The following is a 19,087-nucleotide window of genomic DNA, read 5'->3' on the forward strand; positions in this document are numbered from 1 at the left end:
CTCGCGCGCCACCCGCGTGACCTCGTCGGCGAAGCTCGACAGCTGATCCACCATCGTGTTCACCGTCGACTTCAGCTCGAGGATCTCCCCCCGAGCATCCACCGTGATCTTCTGCGACAGGTCGCCCTGGGCCACGGCGGTGGTGACCTGCGCGATGTTGCGCACCTGCGCGGTCAGGTTGCCCGCGAGCTGGTTGACGTTCTCCGTGAGGTCCCGCCAGGTACCGGCGACCCCCTTGACCTCCGCCTGGCCACCCAGCTTGCCCTCGGTACCGACCTCGCGCGCCACGCGCGTGACCTCGTCGGCGAAGCTCGACAGCTGATCCACCATCGTGTTCACCGTCGACTTCAGCTCGAGGATCTCCCCCCGAGCATCCACCGTGATCTTCTGCGACAGATCACCCCGCGCCACCGCCGTGGTCACCTGCGCGATGTTGCGCACCTGCGCGGTCAGGTTCCCCGCCAGCTGGTTCACGTTCTCCGTCAGGTCTCGCCAGGTACCCGAGACGTTGGGCACCGCGGCCTGCCCACCGAGCTTGCCCTCGGTACCGACCTCACGTGCCACGCGGGTGACCTCGTCGGCGAAGCTCGACAGCTGGTCCACCATCGTGTTCACCGTCGACTTCAGCTCGAGGATCTCCCCCCGGGCATCGACGGTGATCTTCTGCGACAGGTCACCCGTGGCGACGGCGGTGGCGACCTGGGCGATACCGCGCACCTGCGCGGTGAGGTTGGCCGCCATCAGGTTCACCGCGTCGGTGAGGTTCTTCCAGGTGCCGGCGACGTTGGGCACCGCGGCCTGGCCACCGAGGCGGCCGTCGGTGCCCACCTCCCGCGCCACCCGCGTGACCTCGTCGGCGAACAGCCGCAGGGTGGAGGTGAGAGCGTTGATCGTGTCGGCGAGCTCGGCGACCTCGCCACGGGCGTTCACCGTGATCGTGCGCGACAGGTCGCCCTGGGCGATCGCCGTGGCCGCGGACGATATCGAGCGCACCTGGTTGGTGAGGTTGCTGGCCATCGTGTTGACCGAGTCGGTGAGCGCCCGCCAGGTGCCGGCGACACCCCGCACGTCGGCCTGACCGCCGAGGCGGCCGTCGGTGCCGACCTCCCGCGCCACCCGCGTGACCTCGTCGGCGAAGCTCGAGAGCTGGTCGACCATCGTGTTGACGGTGCGGCCGATCCGCCGGAACTCCCCGCGCAGCGGGCGGCCCTCGATCTCGAGCGCCATGTGCTGGGAGAGATCGCCCTCCGCGACGGCCTCGATCACCCGCGCGATCTCGGCGGTGGGCGCCGCGAGGTCGTCGATCAGCGCGTTGACCGCCTGCACCCCGGTGGCCCACGACCCGTCGTAGGACTCCTCGTTGAGCCGGTCGGACATCCGGCCCTCACGGCCGACCACCCGGCTGATCCGCAGCAGGTCCCGGTTGCGCCGCTCCTGCAGCGCAGCCATCTCGTTGAACTCGTCGACGACCTCACCCGCGAGGCCCTGCCGTCGCGGCAACCGCACCTGGAAGCGGCCGAGCCGAACCTCGTGCAGAGCCTCCGCCAGCTCCGCCAGCAGGCCGCTGTCGTCGGCCGCGGCGGACTCCCCGGTCTCCTGGACCTCGGCGCTCTGGGGCCGTGTGGTGGTCATGACCGCCGTCCTCCCATGCTCGGACCGGCGAACGGGCACCGGCGCGCCCCACGGCACCGGCCGCGGCCGCCGCAGGACCAGACCCTAGTCGATCCTCCCGCGTCGATCCCCCCGCGTCGATCCTCGGCGTCGATCGCTCCGTCGATCCGCTGCGCTAGGGACGGCGGCGCGAGCGCGCGCGAGGCCGACAGTGCACACTGCAGCCGTGCCCGTTCAGCTCGAGCGGCGGACAAGGCTGCCGCCGGACGCCCGATCAGCCGGTCGAGCGCGGCGCATGCTCCAGGAAGCCCTGCGCGATCTCGACCTTCCCACCAGCGAGAACGGCGACGGTGGCGACCTGGTCGACACGGTCGTGCTGCTGGCCAGCGAGCTGTGCGAGAACGCCGTGCTGCACGCCGGCACGGAGTTCGAGGTGGCACTGACCGTCACCGACGACGAGGTCACGGTCGCCGTCACCGACCGGGGGGCCGGACCGCTCGAGCTGCACCTGGCCCAACCCCGGCAGCGCTACGGCCGCGCGGCCAGCCACGGCCGGGGGCTCGCCCTCGTCCAGCGCCTCGCCACGACGTGGGGCACCCGCCACGAGTCCGACGGCCGCCACATCATCTGGTTCTCCGTCAGCCGGGGCAGCGTTCCGGTGGCCCCCGCCATCCCGGCCGCTCCCCCGGACACCGAACGCGTGTGGAGCACCGCCGAGCAGGCCCGCTGGCTACTGCACGTACCGGCCGCGCTGGGCGACCGGCTGGAACCGGTGGAGCTGGTGGCCGAGCTGGTCCGCAGGCTCCGCGAGCTGCTCGACGCCGACTCCGTCGACGTCAAGGTCGACGAGGGTGACGGCACCGGCGCGCGGGAGGTCGCCCGCGACGGTGCCGGGCACGGCGGGGGGCACGCGGTCGAGGTCCGCCTGCCGATGACGGCGCCGCTGCGCGGCGTCCTGCGGGTGGTGCACCGGCTGACCGTGCACCCCGCGGGCGTCGACGCCGACCGCACGCGCGACCTCACCGAGCTGATCGCCGCGCGGATCGCGATGGCCGTCGAGTCCGACTGGCTGCGGGGGGTGGACCAGCGCAGGCGGGCCTGGATGACCTACCTGGCCGAGACCAGCGAGCTGCTCGGCCAGTCCCTGGACGTCGACCTGGCCGTCGCGGTGGTCCCGCAGGTCGTCGTGCCCCGGCTCGGCCGGTGGTGCGCCGTGCACCTCGTGGAGCCCTCCGGCCGGCTCCGGCTGGCCGCGCTCACCCATGCCGACGAGACCAAGCTCCCCGAGCTGCGGTCGGTCCTCGACCCGGACGCCACCCCGGGCCTGCCCGCCGAGCTGCGGGCCCGGTTCGCCGAGCTGGGCCGCGACGGCTCCGCCCCGGTGCGCTTCGCCGTCCCCACCGACGGCATCGCGCTGCCCCTGCGCGCCCGGGGCCGCACCATCGGCACGCTGCTGGTGGGCCGCCCCGACGGGCGCCCGCACAGCCCCGAGGACATCGTGATGGCGGGCGACATCGCCCGCCGCGCGGCGCTGACGATCCACAACGCCCAGAGCACCGGCGCCCACGTCGCCGTGTCGCAGGCACTGCAGCAGGCGCTGCTCCCCCGGGCGCTGCCGGTGGTGCCCGGCGTCGACTTCGCGGCCGAGTACCTCCCGGCGAGCACGGGCAGCGACGTCGGCGGCGACTTCTACGACGTCCTCACCGTCGACCCCTCGCACTGGCTGGTGTCGATCGGCGACGTCTGCGGCAAGGGCGCCCGCGCGGCGGCCCGCACCGGTCTCGTCCGGGACGTCCTGCGGGTGCTCGTGCGGGACGACCGGCCGCTGCCGCGAGCCATCGAGATGCTCAACGAGGTGATGATCGAGGCGGGCGACCCCCTGCAGTTCTGCACGCTCGCCGCGGCGATGGTCAGCAGGCGACGGCCGACCGGGGTCGACCCGTCGGGCCGCAGCGCGCACACCGGCCTGGACGTCGAACTCGTGCTCGCCGGGCACGTCCAGCCGGTGCTGGTGCGGGCCGAGGGCACCGCCGAGCTCATCGGGCAGTTCGGCACGGCGGTCGGGCTGCTTCCCAGCGTCCGCCTGACGTGCACGCCGCACCGCCTCGGCCCCGGCGACACGCTGCTGGTCTACACCGACGGCGTCACCGAACGCCGCCGCGGCCGCGAGCAGTTCGGCGCCGAACGCCTGCTCGAGGTCGCGAAGGGCGTGGCCGGCCGGCCCGCACGGCAGGTCGTCGCGGCCGTCCGGGAGGCCGTGGAGGTCTTCTCCGCCGACCCGCTCGACGACGACGTGGCACTGCTGGCCGTCCGCGCTGCGCTCTGACCGGCGGCAGCAGGCCCCGCCCTGCCGGATATGTCCACTCTTGCCACCCATGGGTTCCGTCGAGGGCCGTCGTCACGCATCCTGGTGGTCGCAACGCAGACGGCGACGACGAACAGACGGTGACGACGAACAGACGGTGACGACGACCGGACGGAGGCGGAGCACTGGACAGCGAGCCCGGCAGGCGCACCGTGCTCCGGGAGCTCCGTTCGTGGCCGACGCTGTTGCTGGTGCTGTTCTGCCTCGGTGTCGGTGTCCCGATCACGGTGGCGCTCACCCCGGCGCAGGACCTCGTCGTCTTCGGGCAGCACATCTCCGTGGGCGCCCGGCCCCCGCAGCTGTCCGTCGCCGGTCCCGCGCAGCTCGTCCAGGTCGGCAACACCGAGCTGGACGTGGACCGGCTGCGCGTCTACGGGCCACTGCGGCCGCAGCTGACCATGGGCCCGGTGCAGCGCAGCGAGGCGGCCGCCGCGGTGTTCGACCCGGCTGAGGGGCCGAAGGCGCGCGACGACGCCGTCTCGGCGGTCACCACGGGGTTCGCCACCTGGTACGTCCTCGGCGGGCTCGGGCTGGTCGCCTTCACGCTCGCGGCCGCCGCGGGCGCGGCGGGCCTGCGGACACTCGTCGTCCTGCGCCGGCAGGGCCGCGAGACCGGCGGCCACGCTCCGCTGCACGAGATCGTGGCCTACTGCGTGCGCGCCGCCCGCCGGATGACCGCGATCGCGGTGGTCGCCTCCGTGGTGGCCTGGGGTGTCTCCGGGGTGCTCGCCTACGCCGGCGCGGCACAGGGGCTGCGCGGGGTCTCCTCCCTCGCCCAGCTGGTGGGCGCCTACCACCTCAGCCCCGACCCGGTCGGGCCCCTGGTCAGCGGCTACGAGGGCGCGGTGATCGGCGACTCGCGGGCCGTCCGCGTCGGCGGACCGCCGCTGCCCGGCGGTACCCCCGACGACGTCGCCTGCGAACGCAGCACCGACTCGCTCGCCGCCGAGGTCGGCCACCTGGCCTCGGCGAACGTGCTGAACCTCGCCTGCCCGAGCGCCACCGTCACCACGGGGCTGCGCGGGCCGCAGGAACGTGGTGACCGGCTCGTCCCCGCCCAGATCGGCGTGCTCAAGCAGGTGCTCGACCTGCGCTTCGTCGTGGTCGCCATCGGGCCCAACGACGTGGGCTGGACCGACTTCCTGCGCTACTGCTACGGCGTGCCCGACTGCGGGGACCAGCTCACCCAGGGCGAGTTCGACTATCGGATGGCGGCGTTCGACCGCGTGTACGGCGACCTGCTCGTCGACCTCAACGACCTGCCCGGCCACCCGCAGGTCATCGTGCTGACCTCCTACGGGGCGTTCCCGCCGGACGCCGACTGCGCCGACACCCGCGCTGCGGGCTACCCGGGTCTGGACGCGGCCAAGATCGAGCTGCTGACCACCCGCAACGACCAGCTCAACGCGGTGCTCAGCGCCGGAGCGGAGAAGTACGGTTTCGCGGTGGCCCGCCCCGAGCTCGGGCTGCTGTGCGAGGACGGGACCGACGGGCTGGGGCCGGACCTGCAGGGCATGGCCGACCCCTTCCCGTTCCACCCCACGGGGATCGGGTCGCTCCGGATGGCGTCGTCGGTGGTGCGGCTGATCGAGCCGGCCGCGGTGCGCTGAGCTACTCGCGGGTCGGGTCCTCGGTCACCGCGGCCAGCGCATCGACGATGCCGCGCCCGTAGTGCCCGTTGGCCTTCGCGTCGCCGGTGCACGGAGCGTCGAACTCCGGGGACCTGCCCTCCCGCACGTAGGAGACGACCGGCGCGGGGCAGGGCGTGGGGGTGGCCGAGCGCAGCAGCACGCGCTCCACCTCGTCGGGTGGCATCGTCAGGGTCCCCGGGTGCAGGGGGTCCGGGGTGCCGAACGCGCTCACCACGAGCGCGGCGACCCCGCTGACCTGTGGCGAGGCCATCGACGTTCCCTGCAGGTAGGCGTAGTAGCCGCAGCCCCCCGGCCCGCACGACCGGAGCACCCCGCCCGCGGTGCCCACGGGGGTGACCGCGCCTGCCGCGTCGACCGCGCCCTTGGCGACCAGTGCGCTGCGCGGGTACGTGGACAGCACCAGGTTCTCGACGCGCTGGAAGTCCGGGGTACCGAACCCGTCCTGGAGCCAGCCGCCCGGCGCGGCCAGTGCGGTCTGCTCCAGGCCGTAGTTCGAGTAGTCCGCCTTCACCCCCGACGGACCGACGGCCGACACCCCGAGCACGTGCGGGCCCTCCACCGGCAGGCTGAGGCAGGTGGCGTTGTCGATCGTGCGCGGGTACGCGGCGGCGGCCGGGTAGTCGGGGCTGGAGCGGTCGGCGCGCGGCGTGCCGAGGTCCTCGTGGTTGTTGCCGAGCGACCCCACCAGCGTGACGCCCCTGGCGTGCGCGTACTCCAGCGCCCGGCCGACCGCCTCGACCGTGGTGCGCTGCTCGATCCGGGCCTCGGGCGGGTCGGCGGGGTTGTCGAGGCAGTTGTAGAGCCACGGGTCGACGTAGAACGACATGTTGATCACGTCGAGGCCCACGTCGGCGCCGTAGGTCAGCGCGTCGACCACGGGCTGCAGGAACAGCAGGCCGGCGTCCTGCCCACCGCGGATGTTCACCAGGCGCACCCCCGGCGCGACCCCGGACAGGCCCGCCCCGTCGGCCGCGGCGGCCACGATCCCCGCCACATGGGTCCCGTGGCCCGAGTCGTCGTGGCCGACCGGGTCGACGCATCCCGCGAACTCGCACGGGCCGTCCAGGTCGGCGCCCGTCGAGTCCTGAGGGACGTCGGTGACGAAGTTGCGCGACAGCTCCGCGTCGAAGTTCGGGGCGATGTCGGGGTGGGTGGCGTCGATCCCGCTGTCGAGGACGCCCACCTGCACCCGCCGGTCCCCCGGCTCGACCGAGCGGGCCGCGGCCGCCTCGATCATCGTGTGGCCCCACAGCTTCGTGTCCAGCGGGTCGAGCCCCGACGGCCCCTCTTCCTGGGCAGGACCTTCCTGGGCAGGCGCGGGAACCCCGGCGAGCTCGGGTGCCACGCCGGGCACCGCGACGGTCGAACCGACCGGCCGGGCGCGAGCCGCCCCGAACACCGCGTCGGCTGCCGTGACCCGCTCCACGAACCCCGTGGCAGGCGCCTGGGCCACCAGGGCTCCGACGGCGGCGTTCTCCCGCGTCACCTGCCCGCCCGCCGCCCGGACCGCCGCCTCGCCCGCCGCGCGGACGGCGGCGTCGCCGGTGCTCGTGAGCAGGACGGTGTACTCGACCGACCCGGCGGCCCCGGCCCTCACGGGCGCGGCCTCCACCGGAGCGACGGCGGCCACCGGAGCGAACGTGGCCACCGCGGCGCAGACGAGGAGGACGCCGACGCCCAGCACGCGCAGGTTCTTCACACCGATCTCCCGGAGCCACCGCCCCCGGAGCAGGACGAGTGCCGACGACCCTAGGCCATCCGGACGCCCCGTCCCATCCTCGGCGGGAACGCCGGTCGGGGGAACGCCGGACGGGGCTCGGCCCGGCACACTGGCCGCGTGGCCTCGTGGGTGCTGCACGTCGATCTCGACCAGTTCATCGCCGCGGTCGAGATCCTGCGCCGTCCCGAGCTCGCCGGGCTGCCCGTGGTGGTCGGGGGGAAGGGCGATCCGACGCAGCGCGCGGTGGTCGCCACGGCGTCGTACGAGGCCCGCGCGCACGGGGTGCGTTCCGGCCTCCCCCTGCGCACGGCGGCGAAGCGCTGCCCGGACGCCGTGTTCCTGCCCGCCGACAACCCCCACTACGAGGAGGTGTCCGAGGAGGTCATGGCGACGCTGCGCGGGTTCCCCGACGTGGTGGTCGAGGTGATGGGCTGGGACGAGGCGTTCGTCGGCGCGCAGACCGACCAGCCCGAGGCGCTCGCCCGGGGGATCCGGGCGGCGGTGCTGGCGCGGACCCGCCTGTCGTGCTCCGTCGGGATCGGCGACAACATGCTGCGCGCCAAGCTCGCCACTGAGTTCGCGAAGCCCGGCGCGGGCGACGGGGTGTTCCGGCTGACCGCGTCGAACTGGGAGGAGGTCATGGCCCACCGGCCGACCAGCGCGCTGTGGGGCATCGGCACCAAGACCGCCCGCAAGCTGGCCGACCGCGGCATCCACACCGTCGCGGAGCTCGCCGCCGCCGACCCGGCCGCTCTCGCCGCCGATCTCGGTCCCGCCCTCGGACCCTGGTACGTGCAGCTCGGGCGCGGGATCGGGCGAGCCACGGTGGAGGGAACGCCGTGGGTGCCGCGCTCACGCAGCCACGAGACGACCTTCCAGGAGAACCTCACCGGCTGGGACGATGTCCGCGCCGAGGTCGCCACGCTGGCCCGGCGCGTGGCCACCGACATCGGCGACGAGGGCCGCCCGGCCGCGCGCGTGGCCGTCAAGGTGCGGTTCGCGCCCTTCTCCACCTACACCCGCAGCGCCACCCTCGATGCGCCCACGCAGGAGCCCGAGGTCCTCGTGGCCGCCGCGCTCGACGTGCTCGAGAAGTTCACGTCCCGGCGTCCGGTGCGGCTGCTCGGGGTGCGGGCGGAGTTCCCCCGGGAGTGACCCGGCCCTCCTGGGCCGCCGCCTTCAGCCAGGTCACGGCCTCCTCGACGGTGACCACCGCGGGCACGTCCGGGGCGGGCGGGCGGTCGAGCAGCACGACGGGCACGCCCAGCTCCCGCGCGGCGACCAGCTTGGCCGCGGTCATCTCGCCGCCGCTGTCGCGGGTGACCAGCACGTCGATGCGGTGCTCGCGCAGCAGCTCGCGTTCGGAGTCGGCGGTGAACGGCCCCCGGCCGAGCACCACGTGGCACCGGGCCGGCAGGGGCGGCAGCGGCGGGTCGACGCAGCGGAGCAGGAACCAGAGCCGGTCGAGCGCGGCGAACGCGGCGAGATCGCCGTGTCCCGTGGTCAGGAAGACCCGCTCCCCCAGTGCGGGCAGCAGCGCGGCGGCAGCCGCGGCGTCGGGGACCCGGTGCCAGCGGTCCCCCGGTCCCGCGGTCCAGCCCGGGCGACGCAAGCTGAGCAGCGGCACACCGGTGGCGGTGGTGGCCGCCACGGCGTTGGCGGACATCCCGGCGGCGAAGGGATGGGTGGCGTCGACGACGGCGTCGGTCCCGTTGCTGCGCAGCCACGCCACCAGACCGTCGACGCCGCCGAACCCGCCGATCCGCACGTCGCCCGGCGGGAGCGCGGGCACCGCCACGCGCCCGGCCAACGAGGAGGTGACCGTGAACCCGGGGCGCCCGTGCAGGGCGGCGACGAGCCGGCGGGCCTGCCCGGTGCCGCCGAGCACGAGCACCTTCACCGGTCCCGCCGCCGCAGGAGGTAGGTGTCCATGATCCAGCCCTTGCGCTCGCGCCACTCGGCCCGGATCCGCACGATCTCCGCCTTGACCTCCTGCAGGTCGCCGTGCACGAGCACCTCGTCCGCCGTGCCGACGTAGGCGCCCCAGTAGATGTCGAGGTCGGTGTCGGGCAGCGCGGCGAAGGCGTTGCGCGCGTCGAGCATGACGACGACGTCGTCCATGCCGGCGGGCAGTCCCTCGTCGGCCAGCCTGCGCCCGGTGGTGACCGCGAACGGCCTGCCGACCCGGTTGAGGATCACCCGGTGGCGCGCCGCGAGCGCCTGCACGCTGCTGATCCCGGGGATCGACTCCACCGCGAACGCGACGGCGCCCCGCCCGGCGATCCGGTCGAGGATGCGCAGCGTGCCGTCGTAGATCGCGGGGTCACCCCACACGAGGAAGGCACCGCAGCCGTCGGCGTCGAGCTCGTCGGTGATCATCCGCTCGTAGATCGACTCGCGCCGGTCCTGCCAGTCGACGACGGCCGACTCGTACCGGCCCGGCGCCGCGGCCCGGTCGCGGTGCGGGTCGCCCGCCGCCACCACCCGGTGCGGCCGCGTGACGTGGCGCTCCAGGAGCTCGGAGCGCAGCCGCGCCAGGTCGTCCTTGTCGTCGCCCTTGTCGATGGTGAAGAAGACGTCGACCCGGTTCATCGCCGCCACCGCCTGCAGCGTGAGGTGCTCGGGATCGCCCGCGCCGATACCGATGACGTAGACCGTGCGCACGTCTGGACGCTAACCCGGATCCGGCGCGTCCGGCGGCGGGACGTCGGCCACGCGCATCACGAGCGCAGCGGGCACCACCCGGATCTCCAGCCGGGTCGCGTCGCCGATCGGGTCGCCGTCGAGCTGGGACGGCTGCGGGTCCTCGGCCTCGATGACGATCGAGCGCGCCTGCCAGTGCTCCACCCGCGAGCTGCCGTCGCCCCGCCTGCTGATCACGCGGCCGGCGACCGCGATCCAGCCGGCGAGGCCCTTCGGGGCGATGTTCACGACGTCGAGCACGCCGTCGTCGACGGTGGCCCTCGGCATCAGCACCAGACCGCCGAGCAGGGTGCCGCTGTTGCCCACGAGGACGGTGCGGGTGCGGCGACGCAGTGGTGGCCCGTCGTCGAGGGTCAGGGTGACGCGGGTGCGGCGGCCGCGCATCGCCCGCAGCCCGGAGATCACGTAGGCGAGCGGGCCGACCCGCACCTTCAACGCCTCCGGGGTGCTCTCCATGATCGCGGCGTCGAACCCGGTGCCCGCCATCACCAGGAAGACGTGCTCCTCGTCGCCGCCGTCGACCCGGACGCGCCCGACGTCGATCTTCCGGTCGTCACCGGTGAGGGCCACGCGGGCGGCCACGGCCACGTTGTCCGGGGTGCCGAGGGTGCGGGCGAGCAGGTTGCCGGTGCCGGCCGGGACCAGGCCCATCGCCACCCCGGTGCCGGCGAGGGCCTCCGCCACCGCCCGCACGGTGCCGTCGCCACCGCAGGCGAGCACGACGTCGGCCCCGCGCTCGACCGCGAGGCGGGCCTGGCCGGTGCCGGGATCCTCGACGGTGGTCTCCAGCCACAGCGGCGCGGCCCAGCCCAGGCCGGCACAGACCGACTCGATCCGCCTGCGCGTGCCGGGCTCGATCCTGATCGGGTTGGCCACCACGGCGGGCAGCGGCCGGTCCTCCGGCTCCGCGGTCAGGGAGGCGGGGTCGGCGCCCGCGGGGCGCCCCCTGACGAGCACGGCCACCAGCAGGCCCAGCACCGGCAGCGCGGCCAGCACGAGGACCCACCAGTCGCCGGACACGAGCGAACAATAAGCGTCCGGCCGCCGGTCGTTGCCCTCAGGCCGGGACGAGCCCCCGCGGCTCGGCATAGGGCAGGCCGAGGTCGTGGGCCACCTCGAGACTGGTGAGCGCCCCGTCGTGGGTGGACAGGCCGGCGGCCAGTGCGGGATCGGCGTCGAGCGCCTCGACCCAGCCGAGGTTCGCCAGCTGCAGCACGTACGGCAGCGTGGCGTTGGTCAGCGCGTACGTCGAGGTGTGCGGCACGGCGCCGGGCATGTTCGCCACGCAGTAGAACACCGAGTCGTGCACCCGGTAGGTCGGGTCGTCGTGCGTGGTGGGCCGGGAGTCCTCGAAGCAGCCGCCCTGGTCGATGGCGATGTCGACGAGCACGGAGCCCGGCTTCATCCGCCGCACGAGGTCGTTGCTCACCAGCCGCGGCGCCCGGGCACCCGGCACGAGCACGGCGCCGATCACGAGATCGGCCGCGAGACACGCCTTCTCGAGCTCGTGCGCGTTGGAGACGATCGTCCGCACGCGGCCCGCGTAGCGGTCGTCGAGCCGGCGGAGCTTGGTGACGTCGAGGTCGAGCACGGTCACGTCGGCACCGAGCCCGACGGCCATGGCCACCGCGTTCTGCCCGGAGACGCCGGCTCCGATCACCACGACGTCGGCCGGACGGACCCCGGGGACCCCGCCGAGCAGCACGCCACGCCCGCCCGCGGCACGCATCAGCGCGCTCGCCCCGGCCTGCGGCGCGAGCCGGCCGGCCACCTCGCTCATCGGCGCGAGCAACGGCAGCGTGCCGTCGGGAAGCCGGACGGTCTCGTACGCGATCGCCGTGGTGCCGGACCGGAGCAGCGCCTGGGTGCACGGCAGGGACGCGGCGAGGTGGAGGTAGGTGAACAGCACCTGGCCGCGCCGCAGCCGGTGGTACTCCTGTTCGATCGGCTCCTTCACCTTCAGCAGCAGGTCGGCGTCGTCCCACACCTCGTCAGCGGTGGGGACGATGCGGGCCCCGGCCGCCTCGAAGTCGGCGTCGGTGATCGAGCTGCCGAGGCCGGCGCCGCGTTCGACGAGCACGTGGTGCCCGGAGCGGGTGAGCTCGTGCGCCCCGGCCGGGGTCAGCGCGACGCGGTACTCGTGGTTCTTGACCTCGCGGGGCACACCGATTCTCATCCTTCGAGAATGAAGATGACGCTGAAAACGTGCAAGAGTTCGGCAGAAGATTCGATATTCTGCCGTCATGCCAATGTCTCCTGCGGGAGCAGTCCCTCTGCGGCCCGCCCCGCCGCAGGATGTTCGGCCCCTCGACAGCACCGATCTCGCGATCCTCCGCGTCCTCGGCAGCGATGCCCGCGTCTCCAACAAGGAGCTGGCCGAGCGGGTCGGCGTGGCCCAGTCCACCTGCCTGGCCAGGGTGCGCGCGCTGCGGGAGACCGGGGTGATCCGCGGGTACTACGCCGACATCGACCCCCGGGCGCTGGGCCACGACCTCCAGGCGATGATCGCGATCCGCCTGCAGCCCCACGCCCGCGCGGCCATGGGTGATCTGGTCACCGTGCTCAGCGGGCGCCACGAGGTGCTCGACGTCTACTTCGTCGCCGGGGCCAACGACTTCCTCGTGCACGTCGCCACGGCGAGCACCGACGAGCTCCGCCGGTTCGTCGCCGACCACCTCAACCGCAACCCTGCCATCGCCGGCACCGAGACCAGCCTGATCTTCGAGCACACCCGGGCGGCCGGGCGGCGCGGCGTCCTGCCCGAACCGTCGTGACCTAGGCGAGGAACGCCCGGAGCGCGGCGAGGAGCCGGTCGACGTCGTCGTCGTCGAGGTACGGGGCAAGGCCGATCCGCAGCGCGCCCCCGTCGCCGAGGCCGAGCCAGCGCGACGCCTCGATCGCGTAGAACGAGCTGGCGGGCGCGTTCACCCCGCGTTCGGCGAGGAACTCGTACGCCGCGGCGGGCTCCCGGTCGGCGAAGCCGACCAGCAACGTCGGGGTGCGGTGGGCCGCCCGGGAGTACACCGTGACGCCGGGCAGCCCGGCCAGGCCGGCCTCGATGCGCTCGCGCAGCCGGTCCTCGTGCCCGGCGACCGCCCCCATGGCCGCCACCAGCCGGTCGCGCCGGCTCGCCGCCGCGAGCGTCGAGGGCCCCAGTGAGGCGAGGAAGTCGACGGCCGCGGTGGTGCCGGCGAGCAGTTCGTAGGGCAGGGTGCCGAGTTCGAACCGCTCCGGGACGGCGTCGGAGGAGGGCAGCAGCTTCTGCGGGTGCAGGTCGGCGAGTAGCGCGGGCGCCGCGGCGAGCACGCCGCAGTGCGGACCGAGGAACTTGTACGGGGAGCAGGCGTAGAAGTCGGCGCCCAGCGCCTCGAGATGCACGGCGGCGTGCGCGGTGAAGTGCACCCCGTCCACGTAGGCGAGGGCGCCGGCCTCGTGGACGAGGTCGGTGATGGCCCGCACCGGCGGGCAGGTCCCGATCAGGTTCGACGCCGCGGTCACGGCCACGAGGCGGGTGCGCGGGGAGAGCACGGCGGCGATGTCGTCGGCCGTCAGCTCGCCCGTCGCGGGGTCGAAGGCGGCCCAGCGCACGACGGCACCCACCGCTTCCGCCGCCTGCACCCAGGGCCGGATGTTGGCGTCGTGGTCGAGCCGGGTGACCACGACCTCGTCACCCGGCCGCCAGGTGGTGGCGACGGTGCGGGCCATGTCGAAGGTGAGCTGGGTCATGCTGCGGCCGAACACGATCCCCGCCGGATCGGCACCGAGCAGGTCGGCCATCGCGCGGCGCGCCCCGGTCACGATGTCGTCGGCCGTCCGCTCCGCGGCCGTGACCCGGCCCCGGTTGGCCAGCGGGGAGACCATCGTGCTCGCCACGGCGTCGGCGACCACGTCGGGCACCTGGGATCCACCGGGTCCGTCGAAGTGGGAGAACCCGGCCTTCAACGCGGGGAAGTGGTCACGGACGGCGCGGACGTCGTAGGGCATACGGGCACCCTGTCATGGTCACGTGCCCGTCGGCAGCCGACCTGTGAGGCAGCCGCCCCGATCAGGGCCGCCGCTTCACCAGGCGTCCAGCTCCTCGCCGGGTGCGCGGTGGCGGCCCTGGTTCAGCCCGCGCTGGTAGGTGCTGAGGCGGTCGCGCACCCGGTCGGGCACCCGCTCGCCCACGGGATTGGGCTCCTGCGCGCGCGGCGGCGGCACGAGCTGGCCGCCGGGGCGGCGCCGGGGCAGTCCGCTCGACGTGGTGGTGGCCGCCGGCTCCGGCTGGGCGGCGCGGGCGGCGGCCTCGCGCCACTCGGTGTCGTTCGGCGACTCCCAGTCGATCGGAGCGGCACCGTCCGCCGTGCCGCCCGCCCCGCCGTCGGCGTCGGGGTCGCGGAACCACGCCGAGGCGATGGCCTCGAAGATCGGGGTGGCGTAGCGGTCGTCGATCGGCTCCAGCGGCAGGTCCAGCAGCGGGCCGAACAGCTCGTCGACCTGGGAGGACGCCGATGGTGAGTAGGCGGGCGCCGGCGGGTCGCCGAACAGTGAGTTCTCCACCTGCCCCGCACCGTTGGTGCCCGACCCGTTGGTCGACGGGGCCGAACCGTTGCCGGGCGGCTCGACTGCGCTGCCCCCGTAGAAGGCGTCGTACTGGAAGCCGTTGCCCGAGGAGAACGGGTCGTGCTCGCGGCGCGGCAGCGCGGTGCCGAGCGAGAACGGGTCGTCGTCGCGCACCGCCCCGCCCGGCGCGAAGGGGTCGTTCTCCCGGCGCGGCAGCCCGGTTCCGAGCGAGAACGGGTCGTCGTCACGCCGCAGCGGCTTGCTCTCCAGCGAGAACGGGTCGTCGTCACGGCGGAGCGAGCCGTTCCCCGTCGAGAACACGTCGTCCTCCCCGCGTACCGAGCCGTTGTTGTCCGACGAGAACGGGTCCCGATCGCGCAGCGGGTTGCTGTCGCGCAGCGGGTCCCGTTCGCGCAGCGGGTCGTCGTCGCGCAGCGGGTCGTTCAGCAGCGGGAACAGGCCCTTGCCGCTCCGCGTGGGCAGAAGCGGATCGCCCTCGGGGCGCAGGGGGTCGTCGTTCCGCCGCAGGGGGTCGTTCACCAACGGGAACGACCCGGTGCCGTTCCTGGTGGGCAGCAGCGGATCCTCTGCCGCCGGACGGGGCTCGTCGAGCGTGACGGCGGACGGCGGGCAGTGCACGCTGGCCACCGGCCCGGACCCAGCGTGCGGGGCGCCGGCCAGTGGACGGCTCAGAGTGATGCCGTACCGCGAACGGTCGGCGATCTGCTCGGCGACCACGGCCACCCGGCGACCGTCGGAGCCGTTCGCGTCGTCGAAGCCCGATGCGTCGCGGCGCGTCCCGCCCTCGACGGCCACGTCGACGACGATCCCCCTGGCCTCCACCCGGCTCGCGACGTCGAGACGCGCTCCCGGGTAGACGGCGGTGGCGTCGTCGACGAGCTCGGCCAGGACGTGCAGGAACTCCGCGGCCGCCCCGGCCGCGACGGTGGCCGACGGCGCGGGCCGGACCTCGACGCGGGCCGGCTCCTCGGCGGCCGCGGCGGCGTCGGCCAGGAGGTCGGACAGCCGCCGGGACACGGTGCCGTGCGCCCCCGGCTCCTGGCCGGCCAGCACGAGGATGCTCTCGGTGTCGCGGCGCATCCGGCGGCCGGACTCGAGCAGCTCGGGGAACCCGGGAGGCTCGGGGTAGGGCTGCTCCACCCGCAGGCGCTCCAGCAGCCACAGGTGTCGGTCGAGGCGGGCCTGCAAGCGGCGGGCCACACCGACGGCGGCGTCGTCCCCCGTCGGGCGGCGCGGAGGGTCGTCCCACCTGTCGGCCCATGCAGCAGACCCCTGGCGTCCGACGTTCACCGAGTCGCCCTCGGAAGCGAACATCCTGTCGCCCACCAATCGGTCCTCTCGAACGGGTCGATGCGCCGCTCCCTCCCAGGAAGCCGCGAGTGGGTCTGTCACGGCGAGGCGACGCGGAGTGGCTTTCACTGGCGTGGCACGTTACATCTCGCTGCTCCACACGGCGGCACGGTCATGGAGAGTGCGCTCAGGACACGGCTGCATGCGGCGGGCGGCCCGGGACGTTTCACCCTTCCCGGAACGTCCTGCACGGTAGCCCAGTGCGGCCGAACGGACGACGGCGCGGGGACGAGCGGTGCGCTTCGTGCGATCAGGTGGATCACGGCCTCGGGCGATGAGTTTCGGACGTGCCGCGGGTCTCCTGTGCGTGCGCCACGAGGGTGGCGCGGAGTGGAGGAGTCCGGTGACGGGAGTACGGGTTCTGGTGGGCACGCGCAAGGGCGCGTTCGTGCTGAGCTCCGACGGCAAGCGGGAGCGCTGGGACGTCAGCGGGCCGCATTTCGCGGGCTGGGAGGTCTACCACGTGGCGGCGTCGCCCGCCGACCCCGACCGCGTCTACGCGGCGCCGTCCGGCGGCTGGTTCGGCCAGCTCCTGCAGCGGTCCGACGACGGCGGCGCCACTTGGACGCCGGTCGGCAACGAGTTCCGCTACGAGGGCGTACCCGGCACCCACCAGTGGTACGACGGCACGCCGCATCCGTGGGAGTTCGCGCGGGTCTGGCATCTGGAGCCCGCCCCGGGCGACCCCGACACCCTCTACGCGGGGGTCGAGGACGCCGCCCTGTTCCGCTCCTCCGACGGCGGGGGCACCTGGCAGGAGCTGCCCGGGCTGCGCGAGCACGGCTCGGGCCCGCTGTGGCAGCCGGGGGCAGGCGGCATGTGTCTGCACACGATCGTGCTGGACCCCCGGGACCCGTCCCGGATGCACATCGCCATCTCGGCGGCCGGGGTGTTCCGCACCGACGACGGCGGCAAGACGTGGAAGGCCACCAACCGCGGCCTGCGGTCCGAGGGCATCCCCGACCCCGACGCGGAGGTGGGCCACTGCGTGCACAACCTCGCGATGCACCCGGCCCGGCCGGATGTGCTGTACATGCAGAAGCACTGGGACGTCATGCGCACCGACGACGCAGGCGAGAACTGGCACGACATCGGCGGCAACCTGCCCACCGACTTCGGGTTCCCGATCTCCGTGCACGCGCACGAGCCGGAGACGGTCTACGTCGTGCCGATCACGAGCGACTCCCACCACTTCCCGCCGGAGGGGAAGCTGCGCGTGTACCGCAGCCGCACCGGCGGCAACGAGTGGGAACCGCTCACCGCCGGGCTCCCGCAGGAGCACTGCTACGTCAACGTGCTGCGGGACGCGATGGCCGTCGACTCCCTCGAGGACTGCGGCGTGTACTTCGGCACCACCGGGGGCCAGGTGTACGCCTCCCCGGACGCAGGCGACACCTGGGCGCCCATCGTGCGCGACCTGCCCGCGGTGCTGTCGGTGGAGGTGCAGACGCTGCCATGACCGACTCGCCGACCGGCCCGCCGAGCGGGGTGACCGCCACGGTCCGGATCAAGCTGCCCGCCCATCTGCGCAAGCTGGCCCAGATCGGCGGCGAGATCACCGTCGACGTCACCGGGCCCGCCACCCAGCGCACGGTGCTGGACGCACTGGAGCGCAGCTACCCCGTCCTGCGCGGCACGATCCGCGATCACGGCACGCTGCGCCGCCGAGCGTTCGTGCGGTACTTCGCCTGCGAGCAGGACCTGTCCCACGCCTCGCCCGACGACCCGCTGCCGGAACCGGTGACGAGAGGCGCCGAGCCGCTGCTGATCGTCGGCGCGATGGCGGGTGGCTGAGCCCGCCCCCGGTCATTCGAAGCGGGACGGGTCGCCGGCGCCCCGGCGCACGATCTCCGGTTCGGGGCCGGAGTAGTCCACCACCGTCGTCGGCTCGGTGCCGCAGTCGCCCGAGTCGAGCACGGCGTCCAGCGCGTTGTCGAGCCGCTCCTTGATCTCCCAGCCCTGGGTGAGCGGTTCGGGCTCGTCGGGCAGCAGGAGGGTGGACGACAGCAGCGGCTCCCCCAGCTCGGCGAGCAACGCCTGCGCCACGACGTGCTGGGGGATCCGCACCCCGACGGTCTTCTTCTTCGCGTGCAGCAACCTGCGCGGCACCTCCTTGGTGGCCGGCAGGATGAAGGTGTAGCTGCCCGGGGTGGCCGCCTTGATCGTGCGGAACACGGTGTTGGAGACCTGCACGAACTGTCCGAGCTGAGCGAAGTCGCGGCACACGAGCGTGAAGTGGTGCCTGTCGTCGAGGTGGCGGATCTCCCTGATCCGCTCCAGCCCCTCCCGGTCCCCGATCTGGCAGCCCAGCGCGAAGCAGGAGTCGGTGGGATAGGCGATCAGCCCGCCTGCGCGGACGATCTCGACGACCTGGCCGATCGCGCGTCGCTGGGGATCAACCGGGTGCACATCGAAGTACCGCGCCATGGCCAGAGCTTAGGAGTTCCACGGAGTCGCGCAGCGCCGCGACGCGGCCGGGGCCGACCGGGTGTCACTCCACGGGCCGGCCGACCTGCTGTCGCGGCGATCACCCGACCGGGCGACATCGCCAGCTTGCACCCCAGGAAATCTCTACTTATGATTGCAGTTATCCAGAGCGCCTGCCGAGCACCTCGGAGGTCGCTCCGGTGCATCGCCCGATGTCCGTCACGAGAGGAGCAGATCTGCGATGCTCATGCGTACCGACCCCTTCCGCGATCTCGACCGCCTCACCCAGCAGGTCTTCGGCAACGTCACCGGCACCTGGAGCCGCCCCACGGCCATGCCGATGGACGCCTACCGCGTCGGCGACGAGTTCGTGGTCGCCTTCGACCTGCCCGGCGTGTCCCCCGACGCCATCGACCTGGACGTCGAGCGCAATGTCCTCACGGTCCGTGCCGAACGCCGGCCGAGCGTTCCCGGCGACGACGTCCAGATGCAGGTGGCCGAGCGCCCACTGGGCGCCTTCTCCCGCCAGCTCTTCCTCGGGGACGGGCTCGACACCGAGCACATCCACGCGAGCTACGAGGCGGGCGTGCTGACCCTGCGCATCCCCGTGGCCGAGCGGGCCAAGCCACGCAAGATCGCGGTCACCGGCGCCGACGAGCAGCCGAAGCAGATCGACGCCTGAGCACCTGAACGAGC

Annotated in this window: 16 protein-coding genes; 7 read left to right on the top strand and 9 right to left on the bottom strand. The window is 73.8% G+C overall.

The genetic code is table 11. The features are described from left to right. On the bottom strand, positions 1-1,632 hold a 1,632-nt coding region (locus HF577_RS13195), incomplete at its 3' end, for a HAMP domain-containing protein (RefSeq protein ID WP_169396113.1). 205 nt (positions 1,633-1,837) lie between these two features. On the opposite strand from HF577_RS13195, the gene HF577_RS13200 reads away from it, so the two are divergent. Further along, positions 1,838-3,937: a SpoIIE family protein phosphatase gene (locus HF577_RS13200; RefSeq protein WP_312859114.1), complete on the top strand. Its 2,100-nt coding sequence runs from the start codon at positions 1,838-1,840 to the stop codon at positions 3,935-3,937. A gap of 191 nt (positions 3,938-4,128) precedes the next feature. Beyond that, a complete protein-coding gene (locus tag HF577_RS13205) occupies positions 4,129-5,586 on the top strand; it encodes an SGNH/GDSL hydrolase family protein (RefSeq protein ID WP_312859115.1) in 1,458 nt (485 codons plus the stop codon). Position 5,587: 1 nt separating this feature from the next. Here HF577_RS13205 and HF577_RS13210 read toward each other — a convergent pair whose 3' ends face one another. Further along, positions 5,588-7,327, bottom strand: a complete 1,740-nt coding sequence (locus tag HF577_RS13210) for a S8 family peptidase (protein ID WP_312859116.1) — start codon at positions 7,325-7,327, stop codon at positions 5,588-5,590. Between the two features lie 138 nt (positions 7,328-7,465). On the opposite strand from HF577_RS13210, the gene HF577_RS13215 reads away from it, so the two are divergent. Then, complete coding sequence (locus tag HF577_RS13215; protein WP_169396115.1) at positions 7,466-8,503, top strand: DNA polymerase IV; 1,038 nt, start codon at positions 7,466-7,468, stop codon at positions 8,501-8,503. Here HF577_RS13215 and HF577_RS13220 read toward each other — a convergent pair. Genes HF577_RS13220 through ald form a run of 4 tightly spaced genes read right to left on the bottom strand, consistent with a single transcriptional unit; the run spans position 8,445 to position 12,227 of the window. Beyond that, positions 8,445-9,248 carry a cobalt-precorrin-6A reductase gene (locus HF577_RS13220; RefSeq protein WP_169396116.1) on the bottom strand — a complete coding sequence of 268 codons (804 nt, stop codon included), beginning with the start codon at positions 9,246-9,248 and terminating at the stop codon, positions 8,445-8,447. The genes HF577_RS13215 and HF577_RS13220 overlap by 59 nt on opposite strands. Beyond that, the gene (cobF, locus tag HF577_RS13225; protein ID WP_169396117.1) at positions 9,245-10,012 is read right to left on the bottom strand and encodes a precorrin-6A synthase (deacetylating); all 768 of its coding nucleotides are present in this window, start codon (positions 10,010-10,012) and stop codon (positions 9,245-9,247) included. Before cobF ends, HF577_RS13220 begins: the two co-directional genes overlap by 4 nt. Positions 10,013-10,021: 9 nt before the next feature. Further along, positions 10,022-11,071: a diacylglycerol/lipid kinase family protein gene (locus HF577_RS13230; RefSeq protein WP_211174215.1), complete on the bottom strand. Its 1,050-nt coding sequence runs from the start codon at positions 11,069-11,071 to the stop codon at positions 10,022-10,024. A 37-nt stretch (positions 11,072-11,108) separates the two neighbouring features. Further along, positions 11,109-12,227 carry an alanine dehydrogenase gene (ald, locus tag HF577_RS13235; RefSeq protein WP_169396119.1) on the bottom strand — a complete coding sequence of 373 codons (1,119 nt, stop codon included), beginning with the start codon at positions 12,225-12,227 and terminating at the stop codon, positions 11,109-11,111. Positions 12,228-12,294: 67 nt separating this feature from the next. Here ald and HF577_RS13240 point away from each other — a divergent pair, with 67 nt between their 5' ends. Beyond that, positions 12,295-12,825: an Lrp/AsnC family transcriptional regulator gene (locus HF577_RS13240; protein ID WP_169396120.1), complete on the top strand. Its 531-nt coding sequence runs from the start codon at positions 12,295-12,297 to the stop codon at positions 12,823-12,825. 1 nt (position 12,826) lies between these two features. Here the strand turns inward: HF577_RS13240 and HF577_RS13245 are convergent, their stop codons facing one another. After that, a complete protein-coding gene (locus tag HF577_RS13245; protein ID WP_169396121.1) occupies positions 12,827-14,035 on the bottom strand; it encodes a cysteine desulfurase-like protein in 1,209 nt (402 codons plus the stop codon). 75 nt (positions 14,036-14,110) lie between these two features. Further along, positions 14,111-15,928, bottom strand: a complete 1,818-nt coding sequence (locus HF577_RS13250) for a hypothetical protein (RefSeq protein WP_169396122.1) — start codon at positions 15,926-15,928, stop codon at positions 14,111-14,113. Between the two features lie 379 nt (positions 15,929-16,307). Here HF577_RS13250 and HF577_RS13255 point away from each other — a divergent pair, with 379 nt between their 5' ends. Next, on the top strand, positions 16,308-17,423 hold the full coding sequence (locus tag HF577_RS13255) for a WD40/YVTN/BNR-like repeat-containing protein (protein ID WP_169396123.1): 1,116 nt from the start codon (positions 16,308-16,310) through the stop codon (positions 17,421-17,423). Beyond that, complete coding sequence (locus tag HF577_RS13260; RefSeq protein ID WP_169396124.1) at positions 17,420-17,758, top strand: MoaD/ThiS family protein; 339 nt, start codon at positions 17,420-17,422, stop codon at positions 17,756-17,758. Before HF577_RS13255 ends, HF577_RS13260 begins: the two co-directional genes overlap by 4 nt. A gap of 12 nt (positions 17,759-17,770) precedes the next feature. Here HF577_RS13260 and HF577_RS13265 read toward each other — a convergent pair whose 3' ends face one another. Continuing rightward, positions 17,771-18,391: an L-threonylcarbamoyladenylate synthase gene (locus tag HF577_RS13265; protein ID WP_169396125.1), complete on the bottom strand. Its 621-nt coding sequence runs from the start codon at positions 18,389-18,391 to the stop codon at positions 17,771-17,773. A 241-nt stretch (positions 18,392-18,632) separates the two neighbouring features. Between HF577_RS13265 and HF577_RS13270 the strand changes: the two genes are divergently transcribed. Then, entirely contained in the window at positions 18,633-19,073 is a 441-nt protein-coding gene (locus tag HF577_RS13270) for an Hsp20/alpha crystallin family protein (RefSeq protein WP_169396126.1), read from the top strand. The last annotated feature ends 14 nt before the right edge of the window (positions 19,074-19,087 follow it).

Source organism: Pseudonocardia xinjiangensis, from assembly GCF_012911925.1.
Taxonomy (GTDB): Bacteria; Actinomycetota; Actinomycetes; order Mycobacteriales; family Pseudonocardiaceae; genus Pseudonocardia; species Pseudonocardia xinjiangensis.

What these genes read in the sequence shown, in the direction of transcription:
- ald (WP_169396119.1), bottom strand. Translation starts at nt 12,227, where the DNA reads ATGAGAATCGGTGTGCCCCGCGAGGTCAAGAACCACGAGTACCGCGTC.
- HF577_RS13240 (WP_169396120.1), top strand. Translation starts at nt 12,295, where the DNA reads ATGCCAATGTCTCCTGCGGGAGCAGTCCCTCTGCGGCCCGCCCCGCCG.
- HF577_RS13245 (WP_169396121.1), bottom strand. Translation starts at nt 14,035, where the DNA reads ATGCCCTACGACGTCCGCGCCGTCCGTGACCACTTCCCCGCGTTGAAG.
- HF577_RS13250 (WP_169396122.1), bottom strand. Translation starts at nt 15,928, where the DNA reads ATGTTCGCTTCCGAGGGCGACTCGGTGAACGTCGGACGCCAGGGGTCT.
- HF577_RS13260 (WP_169396124.1), top strand. Translation starts at nt 17,420, where the DNA reads ATGACCGACTCGCCGACCGGCCCGCCGAGCGGGGTGACCGCCACGGTC.
- HF577_RS13265 (WP_169396125.1), bottom strand. Translation starts at nt 18,391, where the DNA reads ATGGCGCGGTACTTCGATGTGCACCCGGTTGATCCCCAGCGACGCGCG.
- HF577_RS13270 (WP_169396126.1), top strand. Translation starts at nt 18,633, where the DNA reads ATGCTCATGCGTACCGACCCCTTCCGCGATCTCGACCGCCTCACCCAG.